Here is a 21,917-nt window from a genome sequence, read left to right on the forward strand (position 1 = left end):
GCAGTTTGTGCGTATTCCTGCGAAGTCGCTTTGGGAAGAAGATGGCCCCACCTGCACTACACGTCTATGCAAGAGACGTCGCGCAGCTTCCCTAATCGTAGCGCACTGGCCCAGGCTGCAATGCGGCGGGCGCGAGGAGTAGCAGATGAACGAAGCCTCGAAACCACCATCCTCGCCCTGGCATGAAGGTGAGCTGACATTGCAGCGCTCTGTCGGCGCGGTCGACATGATGGCCAGTGTTGGCCAGCGGCAATTGGCCCGCACCTGGATGCCGGATCAACACCGTGAGTTCTACGCCCAACTGCCTTTCGTGGTCTTGGGAACTGTGGATCGGCAGGGCGACGTGTGGGCGACCCTGCGTACCGGGCAGCCGGGCTTCATGCATTCGCCCGAGCCGCAAACCTTGCACATCGATCTCAAGCCGCAGCCCGACGACCCGGCCCAGGAGGGCATGGGCGAGGGGGATGCCATCGGCATGTTGGGGATCGAGTTGCACACCCGGCGTCGTAATCGCATGAACGGGAATGTGCGTCGTCAATTGGAGGACGGCCTGGAGATTTCAGTCAGTCAGGCCTATGGCAATTGCCCGCGTTATATCAACCTGCGCCAATACGCCTTTGTTGAAGAGCAGGTAGCCGCGCCACGGGAGTTGGCCCCGACGGACCCGCTGATACGGCGCCTGGTCGCGGCCGCCGACTCGTTTTATATCGCCACCTATGTGGTCCGTGACGGCGAGCGCCAGGTCGATGCGTCCCATCGCGGCGGCAAGCCGGGTTTTGTGCGCATGGACGAGGACGGGACGCTGACCGTTCCTGATTTTTCCGGAAACCTGTTCTTCAACACCCTGGGTAACATTTTGCTGAACCCGCGTGCAGGGCTGGTGTTCATCGATTTTCAAACCGGCGACCTCTTGCAGATGAGCGGTTCGGCGCAAGTGTTGCTGGACGACCCGCAAATCAACGCGTTCCAGGGCGCCGAGCGGCTGATGCGCTTCACGCCGCAGCGTATTGTCTATCGCCCGGCGGCGATTCCCTTGCGCTGGAAAGACCAGGCCGAAGGGGACTCGCCCAATTCATTGATGACCGGCAGTTGGGAGCAAGCCGCCGAGCGCTTGCAGGCCGAAGCCTTGCGCAGCCATTGGCGGCCACTGCGGGTGGAGCGCGTGGTGGATGAAAGCCACAATATTCGCTCTTTTTACCTGCAAGCGGCTGACGGCGCTGGTTTGCCTCGCTTTGAAGCCGGCCAGCACCTGCCTGTGCGGGTCTTGCTGGATGGGCAACAGGCTGCGTCGATTCGAACCTATAGCGTCTCCAGTGCGCCGTCGGATGACTTCCTGCGCATCAGCGTCAAGCGCGACGGTTCGGTGTCTTCGCACCTGCATGAGCAGATTCAGGTGGCCCACGAGATTGACGCGCGAGCGCCCCAGGGGCATTTCACTGTCCAGCCCACCGAGCGGCGTCCGTTGGTACTCCTCGCCGCGGGCGTCGGCATCACGCCGCTGTTGTCGATGTTGCGCGAGGTGGTTTACCAAGGGCAACGCATCAGCCGCATGCGCCCGGTCTGGGTGGTGCAAAGCGCGCGTACGGTAGCCGACCTGGCGTTTCGTGAGGAACTCGATGAACTGGCGGCCCGCGGCGGCGACAAGGTGCGGATACTGCGGATGGTCAGCCAACCGCCCAGCGAGGCACCGGCAGGCGAAGGCTATGACGCGACGGGCAGGATCGACGTGGGGCTGCTCAAGCAACTGCTTCCACTCGACGACTACGACTACTACCTGTGTGGGCCGGGCAGTTTTACCCAGGCGCTGTATGACGGACTGCGTAAATTGCGCATTCCGGACGATCGTATCCACGCCGAGACCTTTGGCCCGTCGACGCTGGTCCGAGACGCCGAAGTCAGCGTCCCGGCGACGCCACAGACGCCGGCGGCGAGCGAGGCGGTGAAGGTATTGTTCGCCACCTCCGGCAAGGAAGCACGCTGGGAACCCGGCAGTGGAACCCTGCTGGAACTGGCCGAGGCGCGCGGCCTGAGTCCGGAGTTCAGTTGCCGCGGCGGCTCCTGCGGCACCTGCAAAACCCACTTGAAGCGCGGCCAGGTGCATTACCTCAATAGCCCCGCGGAGCCTTTGGCCGACGATGAGGTGCTGATCTGTTGCGCGGTGCCGGCAGAGGGCAGTGAGACGTTGGTGCTGGAGGTTTGAGAGAGGGGCAGGCGAAGCCGGCCGCTGACTATTTCAAATAGTGAAATGCTGGATTGTAAAAGCTGGTGATTCCGCTGTTTGGGATAGGAGGGGAGGATAGCGCCATCGACGCGATTCCCGCCTCGATCCTCAAAAAACAACATGGAGTACGTCATGTCTCAGAAAGCGATCAAGCTTTATCGCCATCCGTTGTCCGGTCACGCCCATCGCGTCGAATTGATGCTCTCGCTGCTCGGCCTGCCGACCGAACTGATCTCCGTGGACCTGATGAAGGGCGAGCACAAGACCCCGGAGTTCCTGGCCCTCAACCGTTTTGGCCAGGTCCCGGTGATCGATGACAACGGCACCGTCCTGGCTGACTCCAATGCCATCCTGGTTTACCTGGCGACAAAGTATGGCGATGGCCAATGGTTGCCGGGCGATCCACTCGCACAAGCCAGGGTCCAGCGCTGGCTTTCAGTGGCTGCCGGCCAGATCAATTCGGGACCCGCCAACGCGCGATTGATCACCGTGTTTGGTGCAAGCTATAACGCCGAGGACGCCATCGCCCGGTCCCATGCCCTGCTCAAGGTCATGGAGAGCGAGCTGGAACAAAGTCCGTTCCTGGCGGGTGATAAGCCCACCATCGCCGACGTTGCTGCGTACACCTACGTGTCGCATGCGCCGGAGGGCAATGTCGCGTTGACTGATTATCCGCATGTTCGGGCGTGGCTGGGCAGCATCGAAGCGTTGCCGAATTTCGTGGGTATGCAGCGCACGGCCAAGGGCTTGCAACACGCTTGACTCAAACTGCCGGGACTTGCCGTGAGCCATCACGGCAAGCGCCTGCGCCGTACGGTAGACGCCCCAGCAAGATGGATCGCCTATGGATCGCTTTCAGGAAATGCAGGTTTTTATGGCGGTTGCCGAGGAGGAAGGATTTGCCGCGGCAGCCCGGCGCTTGAATGTTTCACCCCCGAGCGTGACGCGTGCCATCGCGGCGATGGAAGAAAGGATCGGCACTCAGCTACTGTCCAGGACGACCCGCAATGTGCACCTGACCGAAGCGGGGCAACGCTACCTGGAAGATTGTCGACGGATTCTCAGCGAGCTCGAGGAGGCGGAGGAAGCAGCTGCCGGCAGCTACTTGATACCGTGCGGATACCTGACCGTCACAGCACCGGTCCTGTTCGGCGAACTGTACGTTGCGCCACTGCTACCGGATTATCTCGATCAATTTCCCTCGGTGCATCTCAATGCCTTGTTGGTCGACCGAGTGGTGAACATGGCTGACGAAGGGATCGATGTAGCGATACGCATCGGCCATTTGCACGAAAACGCTCAGCACGCGATCAAGGTCGGGGAGGTGCGTCAGGTGATATGCGCCGCGCCCGCGTATTTCGAGCGGCATGCAAGGCCACGACACCCTGCCGAGTTGAGTAAGGCCAAGATCGTGATGTCTTCGGCCAGCCACTTGCTGAGCGATTGGCAGTTCGTCGATGACGGCAAGCCGCTGAGTTTGCGGTTTGATCCACGCCTGGTGGTCACCGCCAATCAGGCGGCGATCAATATTGCCTGCCTGGGATGGGGCGTCACGCGGGTATTGTCCTATCAAGTGGCCAGGCACGTTGCTGACGGAGCGCTGGAAGTGGTGCTCGAGGATTTCGAGCTGCCGGCGTTGCCGATTCATGTGGTGTACCAGAAGAACAATCGGGTGCCTGCGAAGGTACGTACCTTCGTCGATTTCCTCGCCGATCGGCTCGGGGGCGACGCGACCCTCAGATCGCTCGCCAAAGGGAGCGGCTAATGGGGCGTTACCATGAAATGCGAATGTTCCACGCGCTTTCGCAAAGTCCGAGTCTCGCATCGGCCGCCCATCGCCTTAATGTATCCGGTCCGACCGTTGCGCGTGCCATTGATCGGTTGGAGGCTCGGCTCGGTGTGCAGTTACTGTCGCGAAGCACTCGCGGGGTCGCACTGACTGAGGCGGGAGCGGCTTTCATGGCCGATTGTTCGCGTATCCTCTGCGGGGTCGATGAGGCCGAAGCCTGCGCCAAGGGCCTGCATGTCCAAGCGCAAGGCGGTCTGACGGTACTGTTGCCGTTGCTCTTCAGCCGCTATGTCATGGCACCGCTGCTGGCCGATTACATGGACCTGTATCCCGAGATCAGGGTGTTCGCGCAGTACCATGATCGTATTGCGAACATGAATGAGGAAGGGCTGGATGTGGCCGTGCTGGTGGGGCATTTGCCCAGCTCTGCATTGATCTCACGACCTGTTGGCGATGTTCGCTCGATCGTTTGCGCCAGCCCTGCGTATCTGGCCACTCATGGTGAACCTGTCGTGCCGCAGGATTTGCGAAGTCATCGGCTGATTGCCGCGCAAGCCAACCAGGACCGGGTCCAGTGGTCTTTTCAAACCCAGGGCGAGCCCAGTAGCATCAAGATGCGCACGCGGCTCAGTTGCGCGACCTTACAGTCGGCCATCGATGCCGCGGCGCATGGGGCAGGGTTGACACGTAGTGTGAGCTACCCGTTGTACGACTATTTGAGCAGCGGACGATTGTGCAGGGTCTTGCAGCGTTATGAACCGCCCTCGACGCCAGTCCAAGTGGTTTACCGTGAACGACGTAAGGCTTCGATGCGCGTGCGCAGTTTCGTCGATTACATTGTTGACCGGCTACGCGAGCACCCGGCCTTGGGGCCTGACGTTTACTGATGTGCCCAGCCACTTTCAAATTTCACGCCGCATTCTTCCGGGGGCCTGGCCATAGATATCCTTGAATTTCTTGCTGAACGCCGCCTGGGATTGGTAACCCACCTGCACTGCGATGTCGCTCAAGCCTAGATGTGAATGGTTCAGCAGACCGAACGCCAGCTCCATGCGTACCTGCGTCAACAATGCCCACGGCGATACACCAGCCACCCGAACGAACGCTCGCATGAAGGATGCTCGGGACATGCTTGCCGTCTCGGCCAGGCTTTGAATCGTCCACTCGTGCGCAGGGTCCGCCAGCATCGCCTGCCAGGCGCGGCCCAAACGTTTATCGCCCAGCAGGGCCAATGAGCCACTGTCCTGGCTATGGTTGGCCAGGTGCGCGCGCAGAATCAGGGTGAAGAGCGCCTGGGAAAGCGCGTCGAGCAAAAACCGAGCGCCGACCTTATCCCCGTCCGCTTCCCCTCGAATGACCTCGACCAATGCCGGTAGCGGCCCATTGGCCGGCAAGGCGCCGCTGGGAATCACCAGGTATTCGGGCAGAGACGCAAACAGCAGGGACGCGCGGTTGAAATGAAAGCCACCACAGAGCATGTCCAGCTCCGGGCTGGCGCCGCCAATGCGATGTATCGGCAACGTGCTCCCCGGGATGACGTCTGGGGTAGTTGGCGCGACCGTTTTTCCAGGGCTATGCATCAAGTGCCGGGCACCACGAGGCAGCAGCAGAATATCGCCTGCACGCATGGGCAAGCGCTGCCCGTCGGGGAACTCCACCCGGCATTCCCCCGCCAACACGATGTGATAGGGCGCTGTGCCCAGCGCTTGCTGCTCATGCTCCACAGCCCAATCGCCCTGGAACTGGCAACGCAGATCCAGGCTGCCGCGCACGTTGGCCAGACTGATGAGTTTATCGACCGCATTCATTTGAGCGTTTCGCAAAAAAAACTGAGTGGATTGAACAAACCCGAGCTACGTCAGGGTGAAAAACTGAGTGCGTCGAAACAGTACACCCAACCCACTCAGGAGTTAATGCCATGTTCAATAACTGGTCCGAATTATTGCCCACTATTCAGAAAGCCTTCGGTGCACTGGGCAAGAGCAACCCGAAAATGGTCAAGGCCTACATGGCCCTTGGTGAAGCCGCCAGCGAAAACAACGTGCTCGACGCGAAGACGCGCGAGTTGATCTCGATCGCCATCGCCGTCACCACCCGCTGCGACGGTTGCATCGCCGCGCACACAGATTCGGCTATCAAGGCCGGTGCCAGCCGCGAGGAAGTGGCCGCAGCCCTGGCCACCGCGATCTCGCTGAATGCGGGGGCAGCGTACATCTACTCGCTGCGTTCGCTTGAAGCCTATGACGCATTGAAAAGACCGGCGTGATTGCACGCCTCATCTGGCCCCAGGCGCCGCAAGGTGCCGGGGTTTTTTCAAGCCATTGTTTCATGCCATGCAATTGAGTCATGTCAGCCCTGGTCCTTCTCCGGAACCCATTTGCCAGTGAAACTGATCCCAGAAACGATTGAGCCGCTGCGGCTTGGCAGCGTTCTTCATTCACCAGGAGATTCCAATGATCGACACCCCTCAGTCCTGCGCCGAGAGCCTTTGGCCAGAGACGCCAAGCATGACCCACCGCGAGTTCGAAAGCGGTTTTCTACTGCCTCAGTTGATGGGCGCATTAGCCGGCGAGTCTGCGGGTCTTGGCCTACGGGGCGGATGCCGGACAAAGAGCACTTCATTGCGGCAGATAAGTGTCTGGCTGATGCAGAACTTGCGACTTGCGGCGCGTCCATGGTGAGTTGAACAAACCGAGCGCTATACGCGTTTGGCTACGGTCATGACGACGTCGCTACGTCATTTGGGATGGACTTATCTGGCGATGGACCGGTCGTTATTGTCCGGCCCAGAGGGACTGTAGATACTTGAAATTCCATTTTTCGTAGGCTTCACGACTGATGATTCGATCGGCACATTTTTTATCGCTCAAGTCGATAATCTCGTGGGGGATCGAAGCTTTTTTTTGCGTGGAAAAAAACACCTTCACTTTAGGCTTCAGCAGTGAGGCATCGCTCTGTTCCATGACGACGGCGAGACGTCCGCTTTCCAGCCGAACCAGCGAGCCTATGGGGAATATGCCCATATATTTCACGAAAGCCTGAAATATGACTGGGTCAAAATGTCCCTCCCATGAGGCCATCTTGTGCATTGCGTCTGCCGGCCCCCAGCCTCTCTTGTAGGGGCGATCAGATGTGACGGCATCATATACGTCGCAGATGGCGGCCATTCGTCCAAACAAACTGATCTGTTCACCGACCAGTTTGTGGGGGTAACCCGTGCCATCAAGTTTTTCGTGATGATGCAAACACACATCGAGCACCGAGGCGCTGATTTGCCGATTGTTTAACAGGATCTGCTCCCCGAGTTCAGGGTGTTGGTAGATGGTGAGAAATTCCTCGCGGGTCAGTTTTCCGGGTTTGTCGAGTATCTTTTGCGGGATGGCCATCTTCCCGATGTCATGCAGCAAACCGGCAAGACCGGCCTCCTGCACGTTGGGCTCGGAGAGGTTCAACTGGCGGGCCAAGCCGATCATGAGCCCACTGACGGCAACGGAGTGCATATAGGTGTATTCGTTTATGCTTTTAAGGCGTGCCAGGCTGATAAGGGCATGTGGATTTCGCGTGATGGAGTGAGTAATCGTCGATATCAATTGACTGACGCCGTGCAGCTCGATCGATGCGCCCATCCGTGCCTGATTGAACATCTTCATCACGGCTGTTTTCGACCGCTCACAGAGCCTTAGCGCAATTTGGGCTTCCTCTTCGACGGATACGCTCGCCGTCGTATTGGCTCGGCTTTCGGCTATCGCGGCCAATACCGAACGCGCGTAGCAGTCAGCCTGGGCAGCTGTAGTCGCCGGCACATCGCCGACAATATCCAACCCTTTTTCTGTCTCGATCCAGACCTCGTGAATCGCTGACTCCAAGATCCGCGCCAGATCATGGGTGTTGTTGAGCAGGAAGCGTTCTCTCCAGAATGGATGATCGGTCCAGGCTCCACAGAATTCCGTAATGTACATACCCAGGCGCAGGTCAGTGACCGCAATGCGTTTCAACATAGCGCTATACCTCAGGTTCCATGCTGCCGATCAGGTTTATAGACCTGTTTGAAAACCCAGCGCTGCAGCTCAACGCTGAGACCTTGGCCGTCCGTGGCTACGTTGTTCATAGCATCAAACTTGAAAGTGCCCGACTTGTTGCTGCAGTGTCCCGCCCAGGCGTGCCAGCTCAACGCTGGAGGCTGCGGTCTGTTCGGTCGATGTGGCCGACTCATCGGCAATCGCTCTCACTCGCGTGATGCTCCGGCTGATTTCTTCGGCCACCGCGCTTTGCTCTTCGGTGGCGGTAGCTATCTGCTGCATCATCTGCTGGATCGCTGCGATCATGCGGGAGATGTCCATGACGGCGGCCCCCGTATCATCCACACCTGCAACGGTACGTTCGGTCAGATCACTGCAAAGCTGCATACTTCCTGCGGCTTCTTCCGCGATGTGTTGCAGCCCTCCTATGAGTGACTGGATCTGCACCGTTGCCTCCTGGGTGCGGCGTGCCAGCAGGCGAACTTCATCAGCCACCACGGCGAAGCCACGGCCCGCCTCGCCGGCGCGAGCGGCTTCAATGGCCGCATTTAATGCCAGCAGGTTGGTCTGGTCTGCTACCGACTTGATGACATCCAGCACGCCACCGATTTGCTCGGTCTCGAGCTTCAGGCGGGTCATGGCGTCATTTGACCCTGCGACTTCCTTGGCCAGATGCTTGATTTGGCTGATAGCCTGACGGGCCTTTGCCTCGCCGGCCTGGGCCTGTTGATCTGCAGACAGCGCGGCGCTGGCCACTTGCTCCGAATTTCGAGCCACCTCCTGCACTGTTGCGGCCATTTCGTGTACAGCGGTTGCCACCTGATCGACTTCCTGTTTTTGAATCACGACACCATGGCTGGCCTGCTCAGTGGCGCTGGATAATTCAGCTGCCGCTCCCGATATGGTTTCAGCTGAGGTACGCACTTGGCCGATGAGTGCGCCAAGGCCCTGCTGCATCTCGCCCAGAGAGGCCATGACGCTGCCTGTAGGGGCGAGTTTTGCGCCTGGCAGGCTACGCATATCACCGGAGGCTACGCGCCGGGCCGCTGCCGAAAGCTCAAGCGGCTCGGCACCTAAGGTTCTCAGCAGGCTTCTGACGATGGCAATGCCGAGCCCAAGGGCGAGCAACAATGCGCCTATGCAGACGGCGATCATCAGGTTGCGTTGGCTCTCGTACTCCTTGTGACCGCTGGTGACGGCCTCATTGGCGGCGTCTCTACTGTGCTGCATATACGCTTGGCCTGCGGCCAGGAGTTGTCGGAGCAAGGGGATGCAATCTCGGTTGATGCGCAAAATGGCTTCTTCGCGCTGGTTTCCTGCTGCGCGCTCGACAATCTCCAGTGCGACCGGACCGTAGAGGCCTTCAATGCGATCGATATCCGCCAGTAATTTTTTCTCTGTTTGCGACTGAGTGCCGGTCACCGTATCGAGCGCGTTTTTCAGGTCTTCAAGGCGTGCCTTGACGTCTCGGTGCGCTTCCAGGACTGCGGCATGTTCCAGCTTCAGATCAGCCTCGGAAGACACCAGCACCATGTTCCGCGCCGCTACGGCACGCCGTTGTGCAGCGATGAGTAGTTCGGCTGCCAATCCTTCGCGGGTGTTCACACCTGAGACATACATCGAAAAAGCCTTGTTGGACTTGGCCAGCTCAACCATTGCGAACGTGGAAACCAGCAGCACGACGATTGTCAGGGCGGCGAAGCTCATGCCGAGCTTCATTTTTACGGATAGATTCATGGCAGATCACTCGAAGAGGGGGCAACGCCGGGTGGGGCGTGAGCTCAGGTGGTGGCGCAGAGCCATCACTTAATATTGTACAAGTGTAGTGAGTTTGTACAGGTATTGTGTAAATTCGAATGATCTTTGACAGGTAGCCAAGACCGTATCGATCGCTTGCGGCGGTTCGACGGACGCAAACGGCGACGTTGATGGTTGAAAGGAAATGTAACGACCAACACCGAAGGAAATGCTTCCAGCGGTCCGGTAACGAAGGGGTAGGGGAGAAGCGAAGTGGTTCAGGAAGGCATTAAGCGATGAACCTGTCGGCGGAGCAGACGTCCGCCCCAGGGGTCAGCCGGTCATTGATCAAGCGCTAAAAGCCAGGTATTGACCACCCGCCGATCCAGCTCCTCCCAATCCGCCATGCCCAATACCCGCGTGGTGTTCAGCCCACGCAAATAACCGCGTAATTGATTGGCGGTGGCCCGCGCCAGTTCCGGGTCGGGGGTGTTCTCGCTTAACAGCACGGTTTCGTACTGGACCAGGTACTCGGCCACGCGGTCACGAAAGTCGGGCAAGACAGCATCGCGGATCAGATCAAACGTTCTCAAGGAAAAGTCCTCATCATTTTTTTAGTGGTGATCTTAGTGTGTATCTGTCTTCACGGCGCGTAACTATCGCTAGAAGTGATAGTGACCATTACGCAACGTAAGTTCTGCTTTGTCGGCGATCGGTGGAAAATCACCTCCATTGAACACGCCGCCCCAGACATCTGGGCGCTTGATGACCGAACCCTTTGTTTTCAGGATAGATCGATGCGCTCTTTATTTGTGCTTCTCATGACGTTTGCCTCGCTGTCGCTCGCCGGTTGCGCCTCCGTGCCGAACGACCCGACCCTGACCTTGCAGACCAGCAAGACGCCGGCCCAATACGCCGAATGTGTCGTGCCGAAATTGCAGGGCAGCGCATTGAACCCAATGGTCTCGCAGACCCAGCGCAGCTACCGGATCGTGGTGCCGAGCAAAGTCTCGGCGGACAACGTGCTGGAAGCGTACAAGTCCGGCAACGGTGGCAAGGTCTTCATCTATGAGCGGCATCTGCTGGCTTCGAACCTGCTGCCTTCGAGTTTTGGCCGCGCCGCACAGGATTGCATCTGACGCGGCCCGTAAACATTTTTATCGCGCTCCTTTGGTTGGCCGCAACCAACCAATTCCTTGCCCCGCACCGTATTCGGTTGCGGGGCTTTTTTTTGAATCAGATTCGCGAGTCGTCTGCCCGGATGAATTCGATGAGCGCTTTCAAGGCCGATGGCACATGGCGTCGGCTGGAGTAATACACAAAGAAGCGGCTCGGTGGTGCTTTGTAGTCCTGGAGTATTTCTCTGAGGTGCCCGCAGCGGATGTCGTCGCGCGCCAATGCCTCGTAGACGTAGGCAATGCCTGCGCCATCTTTCGCAGCCTGGATCATCAGCCCATCGTCTTCCAGGATGAGCGGGCCGGTGACGGATAAGCGTATCGGCTGACCGTCGGCCTGATACTCCCAGGCGTACAGTTTGCCGCTGGGAAAACGCCTGGCAATGCATGCATGATCGAGCAGGTCGCGGGGTGCTTGTGCAACCCCCTTTGCGGCTAGATACGTCGGCGCGGCAACGGTGACGAACGACTGAGGTGCGCCGACCGGTATTGCGATCATGTCGCCGGCCAGGCTTTCTCCAAAGCGGACCCCCGCGTCAAACCCGTCGTTGACGATATCGGTCAAGCCGTCATCGGTGATCAGCTCCAGCTGAATGCGTGGGTACCTGGCCACGAAGGGCGCGAGCACTTGCGCAAATACAATGCGAGCCGCCGGACGTGCCACGTTGAGGCGCAGTTTGCCGGCGGGCACTTCCTGCATCGAGGTCAATTGCGCCAAGGCATCGGCAACCTGGTGCAGGGTCGGAGCCAGCGTTGCCAATAGCTGCTGGCCGGCCTCGGTCGGGGTCACGCTACGCGTGGTCCGGTTCAACAGCCTGACGCCCAGGCGTGCTTCCAGCGCGCGCATCGCGTGACTCAACGCCGAAGCTGAGACGCCACGTTCGTCGGCGGCCTTGCGAAAGCTGCGATGGCGGGCGACGGCGGCAAAGGCATCGAGTTCCGCGAGGTCAGGGTGCTTACTCATGAGTTTAGTTCAGTAGTTCAAATAAGATTACCTATCTTATCTTCATCAGATCGCTCCCGGATACTTCTCCCATCACTTGTGGAGAGGTCGTTATGCAAAAGAATCGTCTTGGCTCATCGCAGTTCCTGATTTCGCCGATTGGCCTGGGAACGTGGGCAATCGCTGGTACCGGTTGGGAATACAGTTGGGGCGCGCAGGATGACAAGGACAGCCTGGACGCACTGGAATATGCCATCGAACGTGGGGTCAACTGGATCGATACCGCTGCGGTTTATGGCTTGGGCCATGCGGAGCGATTAGTCGGGCAATTGTTGCGTCGGGTGCCGGCTTCGCGGCGTCCTTTGGTGTTTACCAAAGGCAGCCTGGTCTGGGACCCGGTCACGAAGGCGATTGCACACTCGCTGGCGCCCCAGTCGTTGCTTGCCGAAGTCGATGCGAGTTTGCGTCGGCTTCAAGTCGAGGCTATCGATCTGTATCAGATCCACTGGCCCGCTTTTCCGGCCGACGCCAGCAGCGAAGGTATTGAAATGGCGCTTTCGGCTTTGGCAACGGCCCGCGACCAGGGAAAAATTCGTGCGATCGGTGTGTCGAATTTCGACGTCGCTCAACTCAAGCGGGCCCAGGCGGTGACCGAGATCGTTTCACTCCAGCCGCCGTACTCCGCGTTGATGCGCGATATCGAGAAGGACGTCTTGCCATTCTGCGAGCAGGCCGGAATGGGTGTCCTGGCCTATTCCACGCTTCAATCGGGGCTGCTTTCCGGCAGCATGACCCGCGAGCGCATCTCGCAACTGCCTGAAGACGATTGGCGCAAAGCCCGGAGTGCCGACTTCCAGGAGCCCCGTTTGAGCGCCAACCTGGCATTGGTGGAGGTTATGGCACGCATTGGTGAACGGCATGGGGTAGGCGCTGCGGCAGTCGCCATCGCCTGGGTACTTCGCCAGCCGGCAGTGACCGGTGCCATCGTCGGTGCCCGCCATCCCGCCCAAGTGGACGGGCTGATTGCAGGTACGCAGTGGCGCCTCAGTGCTGCGGAAATCGAGGAGATTCGACCGTTCCTGCCGGCGGGCATGGGAACCAATGTCCCTGGCGCCGCCTGAGCGATTTGATCGAGGTCAACGCCCCTGAGCGAACACTTGCCCACGTCAACTCAGGGACGAAAGCTGCTTGCTCCGTTATTGCAGCGGAACATACACATCGGTCTGCCACTGGTCCTGCGGTGTCTCGGGATAGACGCTCAGGTAATGGAAAAACAGCGGCTGGTCACGCAGCTCTTCTCCACTGGCAGGTAGCCAATCGCGGTAGATCGGATAGATCGTCTCGCCGATGTGGTCCGGTGACCCCACGTGGCGCACCACGGCGCAGCGCCCGCCAGCAATGACCATCTCGCGCACGCCGAACGTATTCGGCGCCACTGCCTCGTGGATCTCGCCACAGATGGCGAAGCGGAAGGCGTGTGGCGGTGTGGTATCGGGGTTGCCATAGGGAATGCCAAAGGTGCGGCTCGATACCACCGGCGACTGTCCGCTCTGCATACGCCACTTGATGAACTTGCCCACGCTCTCTTTGACGAGCCCGGTCGGCCCGCAGTGCTCCAGCGTTGCTACCCTGACTTCGGGGAAGTCGACGATTTGTACTTGCATGGTGATAGTCCTGGAAAAATGGGGGATTGCGAACACCGCATTCCAGACCTGCCAGTTCGGTTCCTTCCTGAACGCACTCGGCGTCATGCCGAACGCGCGCCTGAATGCCCTGCAAAATGCCTCGGGACTTTCAAAACCGGCACCGAATGCGGCGTCCAGTATCGAGTGATCAGCGAGGGCGGCCAGGCGATGCGCCGCGCGTCGTAGCCGCATCAGTTGCACATAACGCGAAACCGGTACGCCGACGAACCCGGTAAATTGTCGGTGGAAGTGAAACGCCGAAAAGTTCGCCACTTGGCTCAACGTCTTCACCGACAAATCACCTTCGAGATGGGCATCGATATAGGCGAGTACGGCGTTCAAGCGTTTTGTGTAAGCGCAGTGGGTCGGCATGTCAGACACTGGAAAAGGCTCTTGGAAGTGGGGTCGGCAATAGAATCGACTATAGCGGCATGCACGCGCCTAGCCGCGCTTGCTCAAGGCTGGTTCTGTTTGGACAGCGTGCCAGCAGGCACTTGCCGAACAAACGATCAAGAACGCCATTGCCCTGATTTTGTCATCTGTTTTTCCGTTGTAGCCATCTTTGGGTTCCAAATTCTTTTCCAGGCGCTAACATCCGCGCAGACCTCCCGACACCTCGGACTTCTCTTCATGAAATTGCGCCTGCTTACAGCCAGTTTGTTTCTCGCCTCTACCCTGACTCACGCCGCCGAACCAGAACCCATTCCCAAAGCCTTGGAGGAACAGGTCGGTCACCTGGTGACACTTATCAAAGACAGCTATGCCACCGGTTACCCAGAAGCGACCCTGGTACAGACCCTGGATACCGGCGAGGAAAGCCAGATAACGCTTGCGGTATTCACCATCGAGGGCTTCGGTATGGGCAACAATTACAGCCAATACCTGGCGGCCTTTACGCCTGAAGAGAGCGAAGAAGGTGTGCAGCGTTTCAGTCTGCTGGACGTAATGCGTATTGGCGGGGACAGCTGGCGTGCGATCGACAAGCTGGAGGCCAGGCTGGTCAGCGATCCGGCGGGTGAGCAGACCCTGATCGACATTCCCGTGATGGAGAATACCGACGACGATGCGCCGAATTTCCCAAGCAAAGCCGCTGTCATTCACCTGTCTTTGGAGGGCTCACATTCACTCCGGTTGGTGGAGGTGAAGTAGGGCGGTAGCGACCGCATCCGTTATCACGGGTCGAACGGCTAGGCATTGATAGGCGTGCCAGAGTGACGGCCAGCGGTTTGAAAAATGTTTGCCGGGCTTGAATGGCAGAAAGCTGCCTGCTTGGCTACCATTTTTCAAACCGCACACGCCTGGATGATGATGGGTTTTTGCCTGTTTGGGCGTTCTTCAGCTGTTAATCCCCAACGGTCATTGCCTTACAAGGAGCGTAAGCATGAATCAAGACTGGCCGGCCCTGGGTTTAAACAACGTAGGGCATTCCTTTGGAACCAAGTTTGCCCCCAGCAGCAACCCTTTTCTTCAAAAGGCGCTGAAAGACCAGAAAAAAAGCGGCAACTGTTTTGCCTATTCAATGCTCTGGTGCCGTCAATGCATAAAATTGAACCGCAAGCTCCAGAGTAAGAATGAGTTAATCACGCACACGCAACTCATGGTCGCGGCGCAAGCGATGCAATCGCAGCAGGTTCGCCAGAACAAAAAGGGTGCCTACGGGGCCGAAGGGATGTTGGGCGAGGCCTATTACCAAGCGATGGCCGCCGCATTCTGCGTTTCTGCCGCCGAGGTCGGCAAAGATGCCGGGCCTCTTTTGAGCGACCACAATGGCTGGCTTGAATTGGTCACCAAGTCAGAAGGGCATTATGTCATTGCCTTCATTTTCTCCGGTGGAGGCGCGCACGCCGTCGCTGCGTTGAATAAGGGGCGGGACCTGGTGTTTTTTGATCCCAATTATGGTCAGTACTCCGTCGATAACTATGCTCCGTGGGAGATGTTGCAGTATCACGCTGATGTTAAGAAAGGTTGCGATACCTACGGTCTTATCAGCAACTGGATCGCGGTCAGAGTGACCTGAGGCAGCCTCATCAAGGCGTCGCCAGGGACCGTTCAGGAATGCCCGATCACCAACGTAGCGCGCGTTCCCGTCGGTAGGCGATTTTCCAATTTGATTTGCCCTCCCAACCGATCGGCAATGGCTTTCACGATGGCCAGGCCCAATCCGGCGCCTTGGTCATTTCCGCGGCTGTAGAAGCGCTCGAGCAGCCGATTGGACTCGGACTCATCGATACCTGGGCCTTCGTCTTCGACGGATAATTCATAATGATTGCCGTTTTTGGCCAGGCGTACCGTAATCTGCCCTTGGGCGGGGGAGAAGTTGGCCGCGTTGGTGACCAGGTTGTTCAAGGCAATGTGAATGTCGGCCGGGTCTACCCTGACCGGTTCGATGTCATCGCTGACATCGAACCCCAGTTCAAGCCCCTTGCTCAGCAGCCAGGGGGTCAGTTGAACCAGGCTTTCCCGGACGGTGGCGGCCAGATCGATGAGCGGAACGATGCGTGTCCCGGTCTTCGGTTCGATCCGAGCCATCGTCAGCAGTTGATTGACCAGCCGGCTGGCGCGGTCGACGCCGGCGATCAAATGTTCCAGCGATTCCCTGCGTTCATGTTCGGTGCCGGCTTCCAGCAAGTTTTGCGCATGTACCCGCAGCACGGCCAGGGGGGTACGCAGTTCGTGGGCGGCATCGGCGATGAAGCGTCGCTCGCGTTCGAGCACGTCCTGGATCTGCGCAAGCATGCGGTTGAGCGCGGCCTGCATCGGTTCCAGTTCGCTGGGCAGGGGTGTCAGTTGCAGCGGCTCCAGCGAGCCGCTGTGGCGCGCGCGCAGGGTGGCCGCCATGTCGGCCAATGGCTTGAGGCCCCAGCCGATGGCCAGCCAGACCATCGCCGCCAGGATCAGGCTACCCAGTATGTTCGGCCACAGGGTATGGCGCACGATGCGATCGACCAGGTCCGCCCGTACGTCATCCCGTTCACCGACCCAGATATTCAGGCCGTTCTGTTTGTCCTTGAGAACAAAGGCTCGCCAGTGACGGTTGTTCAAGTCCACCACGTCACTGAAACCCGGCTCCACCGGTGGCGCGCGGAAGGAGGGGGCGCTGGCGGTGTGTACCAATACCTCGCCTTGGGCGTTCCACACCTGGAAGGCGATTTTGCTTTCGTAAGGATGACCGTCGTTGCGCGGCGCCGCCTCGCTCAACGCCGTGTTGAACGCCCGATACAGGTCGGCATGGGCCTGGCTCGCCAGCGGCATGTGCATCACGCCTTGGAGCAGACGGGCATTTTGGGCCAGTTGCGCGTCGTAGACCTCGGCGATTTCGTGATTACTGTCATGCAGGTTGAGCACGCTGATCACTGCCAGCCCGGCCAGCATCAGGCCGATGATCAGGGTCAGCGTGCGGCGGCGGATAGATGTCATCGATGCTCCTCCACCAGATACCCCACGCCGCGAACGGTGCGGATCAGGTCGGTGGAGAACTTCTTGCGCAGGTGATGGATATGCACCTCGAGGGTGTTGCTTTCGGCTTCTTCGCTCCAGCCATACAGCAGTTGCATGAGGTGATCGCGGGTCATGACACGACCTGGCGGCGAGAGTAGCTCGTGCAGCAATTGATATTCCTTGGGTGTCAGCACCACGGGCTTACCGAGATAGCTGACTTGCTGGGTGCCGGGGTTGAGGCTGATGCCGGCATGTTCGATCAGCATTTGCGCGCGCCCGGCACTGCGCCGCAACAAGGCGCGCAGGCGGGCCTTGAGTTCGGCCAGGTCGAACGGCTTGACCAGGTAGTCGTCGGCACCGGCGTCCAGCCCGGCGATGCGATCTTCGGTCGCATCGCGGGCGGTGAGGATCAGCACCGGCAGGTTGGAGCCACTGGCGCGCAGGCGTTGCAGGACTTCGAGCCCATCCATGCGCGGCAGGCCGAGGTCGAGCACGGCCAGGTCAAAGGTTTCGCTGAGCAGCGCGTGCAAGGCGCTTTTGCCGTCCTTGAGCCAGTCGACGGTGTAGCCTTCGCGCCCCAGGGCTTGATGGATGCCTTCGCCCAGGGCCACGTCATCCTCGATCAGTAGTACACGCACACGGACTCCTGTCAGTTGAGTTTTTTGTTCACTTCAATCAATAGTGCCTGGATTTCCTTGCGGCGTCCGGCATCGGCCTGTTCACGTCCTGGGCGCGGCGCGGCGTTGAGGGCTTTTTGCAGGGCACCTTGGGCTTCAGCGTAGCGTTTCTGACGGTAAAGGTGATCGCCCCAGAAGTACAGGCTGTCGATACCGTCGGGGTTGAGTTGCAACGCTTGCTTGAGCAGTTGTTCGGCTTTGTCGGCATCACCGAAGCCGATCGGCCAGCCGGGGACCCGATCATACAGGGCCGCAAGGCTGGTGTAGGCCGAGCCTTGCAGGGCTTTTGGGTCGAGGGTCAGGGCTTTTTCCAGGTCGGTCCTGGCTTCCTTGACTTTACCCAAGGCGCCGAGACCGCCCTGGGCGCCGGCCCAGCTGCTGGTGACGATGCCCGACCAGATCCAGGCTTCGGCCAGCTCCGGGCGTTCACGGGTGAATGTCGAGGCTTGCGTCGCCAATTGCTCGAACGCCGCCTCGCGTTGTTTTTCCGGCAGTTCATATTGAATGTGCGCCCAGCTTTGCTGGATGCCGACGAGGCGTTGCTGGTCAGCAGTGTCCAGCGCCCAGGCGCTTTGGCCCATGGCGACGATCATCAGGCCGGCGAGAAGTTTTTTCATGGTTCCAGGTGCTCGTTTTCAGGTTTGTGACTCAGACGGCGGATCAGCGGCAATTGCTTGCGCAAGCCACGGTCCACCAGATTGGGTAACAGGCTGTTGAGGCGAACGAAGAAGCGCTCCGGCCAACCCAGGTAGAGATCGCGACGGTCGCCGGCGATAGCGTGTATGACCGCATTGGCCACCGCTTGCGGATCATCGACGTTGGCTTTGAGTGCATCGTTCAGCGCCTGGGCAGCCGGGCTGTTCATCGTGGTTCGAGTGGCTCGGGGCGCGACATAGAGGACGCCGACCCGGGTGTCCGCCAGTTCCCGGCGCAGGGCTTCGGAAAAACCGCGCAAGGCAAACTTGCTGGCGCAATAACTGGCATAGCCTGGGTAACCGATGGAGCCATAGGTTGAGCCAACGTTGACGACCATGGCGCTTTCAGCTTGCTTGAGCAGTGGCAGCAGCAGTTTGGTCAGGCAGATCGGCGCGCTGATATTCACCGCCAGCATCGCGTTGACGTCACTGTCGTCGAGCTGTTCGAGCATCGCGAAGTGGTTGATACCGGCGGCGTTGATCAGCAGGTTGACGCCGTCGAGGGCTGTGGCGGCGGCCAGGATCTTGCGTCGGTCGCCGGGTAACGTCAGGTCGGCGGCCACCCAGCACAGGTTCTGCGGATAGCGTTCGAGCAAGGGCTGCAGCGACTCCTGATGCCGCGCCACCGCCAGCACCCGAGCCCCGGCGGTACACAGTGCACCGGCAATGGCCTGGCCGATGCCGCCACTGGCGCCGGTCAGGACCACACGGGCATCACGCAGCTGCATGGTGAGCCTCCGTGTCCCGCGGCAAGCCACGGAACATGTCGGTGTAGAGTCGGTACACCACTTTTGAAGCGTGGATAACCGCTGCCTGGTCTGCTGGGTCATCGAGCTTGTTCATCAGGCCGCGGTAGGTCTGCATGTGCTCGATGTCGAGGGAACCGTGGGAGCTCAAGTAGCTGAAGGCGCTGGCCGGCAATGCCAAGTGTTCGCGGATGCTGTCCGCCGCGTGGGTGGCCAGGGCGATGCTGGTGCCTTCCAGCACATTGACCATGCCGAACAGCCCTACCGGGTTGCCTCGGGCGATCAGATCGTAGAGAAAACTGACCATCAGCTCGATCGGCAACGACGGTTGGCCATCGCGCACGGCATTGCGATCACCGCCGCAGGCGACGATATCGTCGAGGACCCATTGTTCGTGGCCGTATTCTTCGTCGATGTACTCACACACCGCTTTGCGTAGCCATTCAAGGTGAGCGGGCAGACGCGCGCCGCAGGCCATCATCAGTGGCACGGTGTGGCGCACGTGGTAATAGGCCTGGACGAGAAACGCCCGGTAGCTCTGCAGGCTGACCTTGCCGTCGAGGGCATCCCGGATGATCGGCAGGTTGAACAGTTCGTGGCGTTCCTCTTTTGTAGCTTCTTGCAGGACGTCGAAAAACATCATGATGCGGATTCCTCGCAATGGGTGGATGCAGTCAGTTGCGCGCTGTACAGCGCGACAATGGCGTCGCGGCGCGGGCGACCATTGGCGGTCAGCAGGCCGTTGGCGGCGGTGAACGGTTGGGCCAGGCGGGTCCAGAGATGTACCTGGGCATAGTCGGGCAAGGTTTCGTTGGCTTCGGCCACGGCGGCGGCCAGCTCGGCGTCGGTGCAGTCCGGGCGGTGAGGCCATAACAGTGCGTGATTGCGCGGCAGCGCTTCGCCGTAGACAAAGGCTTGGGCAATGTGTCGACGCTGGGTCAGTTCCGCCTCGACCCATTCCGGGTTGACGTTGCGCCCGTAACTGGTGACGAACTGGTGTTTTTTGCGACCTTTGAGGTAAAGAAAACCTTCCGCGTCGAACTCGCCAAGATCCCCGCTTGGCCACCACTCTTCGGCATAGGGTGGATCACCTAGATAGCCGAGCAGGCTCGACCCCTTGATCAGTACCTCGCCGTCTTCGGCCAGGCGTATCTGGATATGGGGCAGGGGCTTGCCGACACTGCCCGGACGCTGTGCATCGGGGCGATTGAGGCACACCACCGAGGCGCATTCGGACAAACCATAACCTTCGTAGACCGCCAGGCCGACGCTTTGGGCACGCTGCAGCAGGCTCTCGGAGACTCGTGCCCCCCCGACGGCGGCAAAGCGCAGTTTGTGCGGGGCGAATGCTTTCTGTTCGGCGGCGCCGACCAGTATCTGCAACAGCTGCGGCACCAGGATCAGGCTCTCGGGGGCGCGATTGGCCAGGCACGCGAGCAGGCGCGGGGTGTCGACGCCACTGGCACCCAGGATGCCGAGGGTTTTCTGACTCGGTACGCTCAGCGTGGCGCCGGCATACAGCGCCGCATAGCAGCCGAGGTTTTCCAACAGGATCGCCAGCGGCAACAGCGCCAAGTGATGCTGTGGGTCGGCGGGCTTGCTGGCGTGATCGAGCTCGCGCGCGACCCGCAGCAGGCTTTCGGCACTCAGGCAGACGCCCTTGGGGGTACCTGTGGTGCCTGAAGTAAAGGTCAGCTTGGCGGTGCCGGCGGGCATCCGGTTCGGTCCGGTGAAGGTGCGGCACCAGAACTCGCCGTTTTTTTCATAGCCGGCGGCGAGCATTTGGGCTTCCAACTCCGGTTCGGCAACGACCCGCTCTGCCTGGCTTTGCTCCAGGCAGTGGGCGCGTTGGGCCGGGCTGAAGAAGGGTGGCAAGGTCACACAGGCCAGGCCTTCGAACAGTGCCGCCAGGTCCCAGAGCATCGCTTCGACGCCGTTGTCCAGCGCCAGGGCGATCACCGATACCTGCTCATCGCGCAGGCGTTGCTGGCGATACACCACCTCGGCGTACAGGGTGGCGTAATCGAGCTTCAGATGATCGCCCCACAGCGCGATGCGACGGGTGTGGCGCTCGGCATGGCTACGCAGGGTTTGCCGGAAGCGCTGCAGTTCAGGCGACATGGCAGGTGTCCTCCAGGGATGACGGCAGCCCCAGCCGGGTGAACAGGCCGATGTTGCGTAAATGAATGAAGCCTGCGCGGATGTTGCCCACGTGTACCCAGGGTTTGCTTTCGTAATAGCTGCCCCAGCTGTGGCGGTCGTCGCCTAGCCGCTCTGGGTCGGCGGCGCACAGGGTCACCGGTTTGAGACCGAGCCGATGGAAGCTGTTGACCAGACCGATGTTGCCGGTGAAAGCCACCCATTCCAGGCCGCCCATGGCCAACAGATAAGTGATGGCGATGATGCTCAGCCGGGCGCTGCCCGTGTCGCTGGCGGCGAGGTTGCCGACTTCGACGATCCCGGCTCGATCCACCGGATGCCCCGCTGCGGCGCCGATCAGGGGTTCGATCGGTTCGTCCAGGTAGCGCTCCAGAAACAAGGGTTCGTCTTGCGCCATGCGTACCCCGGCCACGGCGCAGAGCCCGTCCTCGGCATTACTCAGACCGAACAGTTGCGGCATGAAATGACGGATGTCGGCCCCATGGGCCTTGCGAAAACGCTGTTGGATGAACGCTTCGAACGACGGCCGCTGTACGTCGTCCGGCAGGGCGGCTGAGAGGATCATCTGCGGCGCCTCGGCTTGGCCGAAGTGCAAGGGCAGGGGGATGTTCCAATTGACAACGGGCATGGGC

At 59.8% G+C, this 21,917-nt stretch carries 22 protein-coding genes; 9 read left to right on the forward strand and 13 right to left on the reverse strand.

Translation table 11 applies throughout. The features are described from left to right. Nucleotides 1-145: 145 nt before the first annotated feature. The 4 genes from SGN16_RS12780 to SGN16_RS12795 all read left to right on the forward strand — a co-directional run bounded on the left by SGN16_RS12780 (nt 146) and on the right by SGN16_RS12795 (nt 4,897). Nucleotides 146-2,200 (forward strand): pyridoxamine 5'-phosphate oxidase family protein, encoded by a 2,055-nt coding sequence (locus SGN16_RS12780; RefSeq protein WP_335944236.1) that lies wholly within the window; start codon nt 146-148, stop codon nt 2,198-2,200. 153 nt (nt 2,201-2,353) lie between these two features. Next, a complete protein-coding gene (locus SGN16_RS12785; RefSeq protein ID WP_210644534.1) occupies nt 2,354-2,983 on the forward strand; it encodes a glutathione S-transferase in 630 nt (209 codons plus the stop codon). Nucleotides 2,984-3,065: 82 nt separating this feature from the next. After that, nucleotides 3,066-3,986: a LysR family transcriptional regulator gene (locus tag SGN16_RS12790; protein WP_335944237.1), complete on the forward strand. Its 921-nt coding sequence runs from the start codon at nt 3,066-3,068 to the stop codon at nt 3,984-3,986. After that, entirely contained in the window at nt 3,986-4,897 is a 912-nt protein-coding gene (locus SGN16_RS12795) for a LysR family transcriptional regulator (protein WP_210644538.1), read from the forward strand. The genes SGN16_RS12790 and SGN16_RS12795 overlap by 1 nt, the downstream gene beginning before the upstream one ends. Nucleotides 4,898-4,912: 15 nt before the next feature. Here SGN16_RS12795 and SGN16_RS12800 read toward each other — a convergent pair whose 3' ends face one another. Continuing rightward, nucleotides 4,913-5,818 (reverse strand): AraC family transcriptional regulator, encoded by a 906-nt coding sequence (locus SGN16_RS12800; RefSeq protein WP_335944238.1) that lies wholly within the window; start codon nt 5,816-5,818, stop codon nt 4,913-4,915. A 110-nt stretch (nt 5,819-5,928) separates the two neighbouring features. On the opposite strand from SGN16_RS12800, the gene SGN16_RS12805 reads away from it, so the two are divergent. Further along, nucleotides 5,929-6,276 carry a carboxymuconolactone decarboxylase family protein gene (locus SGN16_RS12805; protein WP_210644542.1) on the forward strand — a complete coding sequence of 116 codons (348 nt, stop codon included), beginning with the start codon at nt 5,929-5,931 and terminating at the stop codon, nt 6,274-6,276. Nucleotides 6,277-6,784: 508 nt separating this feature from the next. Here the strand turns inward: SGN16_RS12805 and SGN16_RS12810 are convergent. The 3 genes from SGN16_RS12810 to SGN16_RS12820 form a co-directional block, all read right to left on the reverse strand. Beyond that, nucleotides 6,785-8,008 (reverse strand): HD-GYP domain-containing protein, encoded by a 1,224-nt coding sequence (locus SGN16_RS12810; RefSeq protein ID WP_335944239.1) that lies wholly within the window; start codon nt 8,006-8,008, stop codon nt 6,785-6,787. A gap of 114 nt (nt 8,009-8,122) precedes the next feature. Then, the gene (locus SGN16_RS12815) at nt 8,123-9,766 is read right to left on the reverse strand and encodes a methyl-accepting chemotaxis protein (RefSeq protein ID WP_335944240.1); all 1,644 of its coding nucleotides are present in this window, start codon (nt 9,764-9,766) and stop codon (nt 8,123-8,125) included. A 341-nt stretch (nt 9,767-10,107) separates the two neighbouring features. Next, nucleotides 10,108-10,359, reverse strand: a complete 252-nt coding sequence (locus SGN16_RS12820) for a hypothetical protein (protein WP_335944241.1) — start codon at nt 10,357-10,359, stop codon at nt 10,108-10,110. Nucleotides 10,360-10,563: 204 nt separating this feature from the next. Here SGN16_RS12820 and SGN16_RS12825 point away from each other — a divergent pair, with 204 nt between their 5' ends. Further along, entirely contained in the window at nt 10,564-10,905 is a 342-nt protein-coding gene (locus tag SGN16_RS12825; protein WP_210644548.1) for a hypothetical protein, read from the forward strand. 97 nt (nt 10,906-11,002) lie between these two features. Here the strand turns inward: SGN16_RS12825 and SGN16_RS12830 are convergent, their stop codons facing one another. Beyond that, on the reverse strand, nt 11,003-11,905 hold the full coding sequence (locus SGN16_RS12830) for a LysR family transcriptional regulator (protein ID WP_335944242.1): 903 nt from the start codon (nt 11,903-11,905) through the stop codon (nt 11,003-11,005). 92 nt (nt 11,906-11,997) lie between these two features. Here SGN16_RS12830 and SGN16_RS12835 point away from each other — a divergent pair, with 92 nt between their 5' ends. Then, on the forward strand, nt 11,998-13,005 hold the full coding sequence (locus tag SGN16_RS12835; RefSeq protein WP_335944243.1) for an aldo/keto reductase: 1,008 nt from the start codon (nt 11,998-12,000) through the stop codon (nt 13,003-13,005). Nucleotides 13,006-13,080: 75 nt separating this feature from the next. On the opposite strand, the gene SGN16_RS12840 is transcribed toward SGN16_RS12835, so the two are convergent. Further along, nucleotides 13,081-13,950 (reverse strand): AraC family transcriptional regulator, encoded by an 870-nt coding sequence (locus tag SGN16_RS12840; protein WP_335944244.1) that lies wholly within the window; start codon nt 13,948-13,950, stop codon nt 13,081-13,083. Nucleotides 13,951-14,199: 249 nt separating this feature from the next. Between SGN16_RS12840 and SGN16_RS12845 the strand changes: the two genes are divergently transcribed. Together SGN16_RS12845 and SGN16_RS12850 are read left to right on the forward strand one after the other, a co-directional pair. Further along, the gene (locus tag SGN16_RS12845; protein ID WP_210644555.1) at nt 14,200-14,718 is read left to right on the forward strand and encodes a hypothetical protein; all 519 of its coding nucleotides are present in this window, start codon (nt 14,200-14,202) and stop codon (nt 14,716-14,718) included. 232 nt (nt 14,719-14,950) lie between these two features. Next, entirely contained in the window at nt 14,951-15,586 is a 636-nt protein-coding gene (locus SGN16_RS12850; RefSeq protein WP_335944245.1) for a YopT-type cysteine protease domain-containing protein, read from the forward strand. Between the two features lie 32 nt (nt 15,587-15,618). Here SGN16_RS12850 and SGN16_RS12855 read toward each other — a convergent pair whose 3' ends face one another. From SGN16_RS12855 to SGN16_RS12885, 7 genes are read right to left on the reverse strand one after another with little or no spacing between them, the layout of a single operon-like run. Beyond that, nucleotides 15,619-16,986: an ATP-binding protein gene (locus SGN16_RS12855; RefSeq protein WP_335944246.1), complete on the reverse strand. Its 1,368-nt coding sequence runs from the start codon at nt 16,984-16,986 to the stop codon at nt 15,619-15,621. Next, on the reverse strand, nt 16,983-17,645 hold the full coding sequence (locus SGN16_RS12860; RefSeq protein WP_210644561.1) for a response regulator: 663 nt from the start codon (nt 17,643-17,645) through the stop codon (nt 16,983-16,985). The genes SGN16_RS12855 and SGN16_RS12860 overlap by 4 nt, the downstream gene beginning before the upstream one ends. Nucleotides 17,646-17,656: 11 nt before the next feature. Further along, nucleotides 17,657-18,301 (reverse strand): tetratricopeptide repeat protein, encoded by a 645-nt coding sequence (locus tag SGN16_RS12865; protein ID WP_210644563.1) that lies wholly within the window; start codon nt 18,299-18,301, stop codon nt 17,657-17,659. Beyond that, nucleotides 18,298-19,107, reverse strand: coding sequence for an SDR family oxidoreductase (locus SGN16_RS12870; RefSeq protein ID WP_210644565.1), 810 nt, complete (start codon nt 19,105-19,107; stop codon nt 18,298-18,300). The genes SGN16_RS12865 and SGN16_RS12870 overlap by 4 nt, the downstream gene beginning before the upstream one ends. Next, the gene (locus tag SGN16_RS12875; RefSeq protein WP_335944247.1) at nt 19,094-19,768 is read right to left on the reverse strand and encodes an iron-containing redox enzyme family protein; all 675 of its coding nucleotides are present in this window, start codon (nt 19,766-19,768) and stop codon (nt 19,094-19,096) included. The genes SGN16_RS12870 and SGN16_RS12875 overlap by 14 nt, the downstream gene beginning before the upstream one ends. After that, entirely contained in the window at nt 19,765-21,246 is a 1,482-nt protein-coding gene (locus SGN16_RS12880; RefSeq protein ID WP_335944248.1) for an AMP-binding protein, read from the reverse strand. Before SGN16_RS12880 ends, SGN16_RS12875 begins: the two co-directional genes overlap by 4 nt. Then, the gene (locus tag SGN16_RS12885) at nt 21,236-21,913 is read right to left on the reverse strand and encodes a thermostable hemolysin (protein ID WP_210644569.1); all 678 of its coding nucleotides are present in this window, start codon (nt 21,911-21,913) and stop codon (nt 21,236-21,238) included. Before SGN16_RS12885 ends, SGN16_RS12880 begins: the two co-directional genes overlap by 11 nt. Nucleotides 21,914-21,917: the final 4 nt, after the last annotated feature.

This window comes from Pseudomonas sp. G166, assembly GCF_037027455.2.
Classification (GTDB): Bacteria; Pseudomonadota; Gammaproteobacteria; order Pseudomonadales; family Pseudomonadaceae; genus Aquipseudomonas.

What these genes read in the sequence shown, in the direction of transcription:
- SGN16_RS12795 (WP_210644538.1), top strand. Translation starts at nt 3,986, where the DNA reads ATGGGGCGTTACCATGAAATGCGAATGTTCCACGCGCTTTCGCAAAGT.
- SGN16_RS12845 (WP_210644555.1), top strand. Translation starts at nt 14,200, where the DNA reads ATGAAATTGCGCCTGCTTACAGCCAGTTTGTTTCTCGCCTCTACCCTG.
- SGN16_RS12785 (WP_210644534.1), top strand. Translation starts at nt 2,354, where the DNA reads ATGTCTCAGAAAGCGATCAAGCTTTATCGCCATCCGTTGTCCGGTCAC.
- SGN16_RS12855 (WP_335944246.1), bottom strand. Translation starts at nt 16,986, where the DNA reads ATGACATCTATCCGCCGCCGCACGCTGACCCTGATCATCGGCCTGATG.
- SGN16_RS12885 (WP_210644569.1), bottom strand. Translation starts at nt 21,913, where the DNA reads ATGCCCGTTGTCAATTGGAACATCCCCCTGCCCTTGCACTTCGGCCAA.
- SGN16_RS12800 (WP_335944238.1), bottom strand. Translation starts at nt 5,818, where the DNA reads ATGAATGCGGTCGATAAACTCATCAGTCTGGCCAACGTGCGCGGCAGC.
- SGN16_RS12865 (WP_210644563.1), bottom strand. Translation starts at nt 18,301, where the DNA reads ATGAAAAAACTTCTCGCCGGCCTGATGATCGTCGCCATGGGCCAAAGC.
- SGN16_RS12815 (WP_335944240.1), bottom strand. Translation starts at nt 9,766, where the DNA reads ATGAATCTATCCGTAAAAATGAAGCTCGGCATGAGCTTCGCCGCCCTG.
- SGN16_RS12835 (WP_335944243.1), top strand. Translation starts at nt 11,998, where the DNA reads ATGCAAAAGAATCGTCTTGGCTCATCGCAGTTCCTGATTTCGCCGATT.
- SGN16_RS12805 (WP_210644542.1), top strand. Translation starts at nt 5,929, where the DNA reads ATGTTCAATAACTGGTCCGAATTATTGCCCACTATTCAGAAAGCCTTC.
- SGN16_RS12830 (WP_335944242.1), bottom strand. Translation starts at nt 11,905, where the DNA reads ATGAGTAAGCACCCTGACCTCGCGGAACTCGATGCCTTTGCCGCCGTC.
- SGN16_RS12810 (WP_335944239.1), bottom strand. Translation starts at nt 8,008, where the DNA reads ATGTTGAAACGCATTGCGGTCACTGACCTGCGCCTGGGTATGTACATT.
- SGN16_RS12880 (WP_335944248.1), bottom strand. Translation starts at nt 21,246, where the DNA reads ATGTCGCCTGAACTGCAGCGCTTCCGGCAAACCCTGCGTAGCCATGCC.
- SGN16_RS12850 (WP_335944245.1), top strand. Translation starts at nt 14,951, where the DNA reads ATGAATCAAGACTGGCCGGCCCTGGGTTTAAACAACGTAGGGCATTCC.
- SGN16_RS12780 (WP_335944236.1), top strand. Translation starts at nt 146, where the DNA reads ATGAACGAAGCCTCGAAACCACCATCCTCGCCCTGGCATGAAGGTGAG.
- SGN16_RS12870 (WP_210644565.1), bottom strand. Translation starts at nt 19,107, where the DNA reads ATGCAGCTGCGTGATGCCCGTGTGGTCCTGACCGGCGCCAGTGGCGGC.
- SGN16_RS12790 (WP_335944237.1), top strand. Translation starts at nt 3,066, where the DNA reads ATGGATCGCTTTCAGGAAATGCAGGTTTTTATGGCGGTTGCCGAGGAG.
- SGN16_RS12875 (WP_335944247.1), bottom strand. Translation starts at nt 19,768, where the DNA reads ATGATGTTTTTCGACGTCCTGCAAGAAGCTACAAAAGAGGAACGCCAC.
- SGN16_RS12825 (WP_210644548.1), top strand. Translation starts at nt 10,564, where the DNA reads ATGCGCTCTTTATTTGTGCTTCTCATGACGTTTGCCTCGCTGTCGCTC.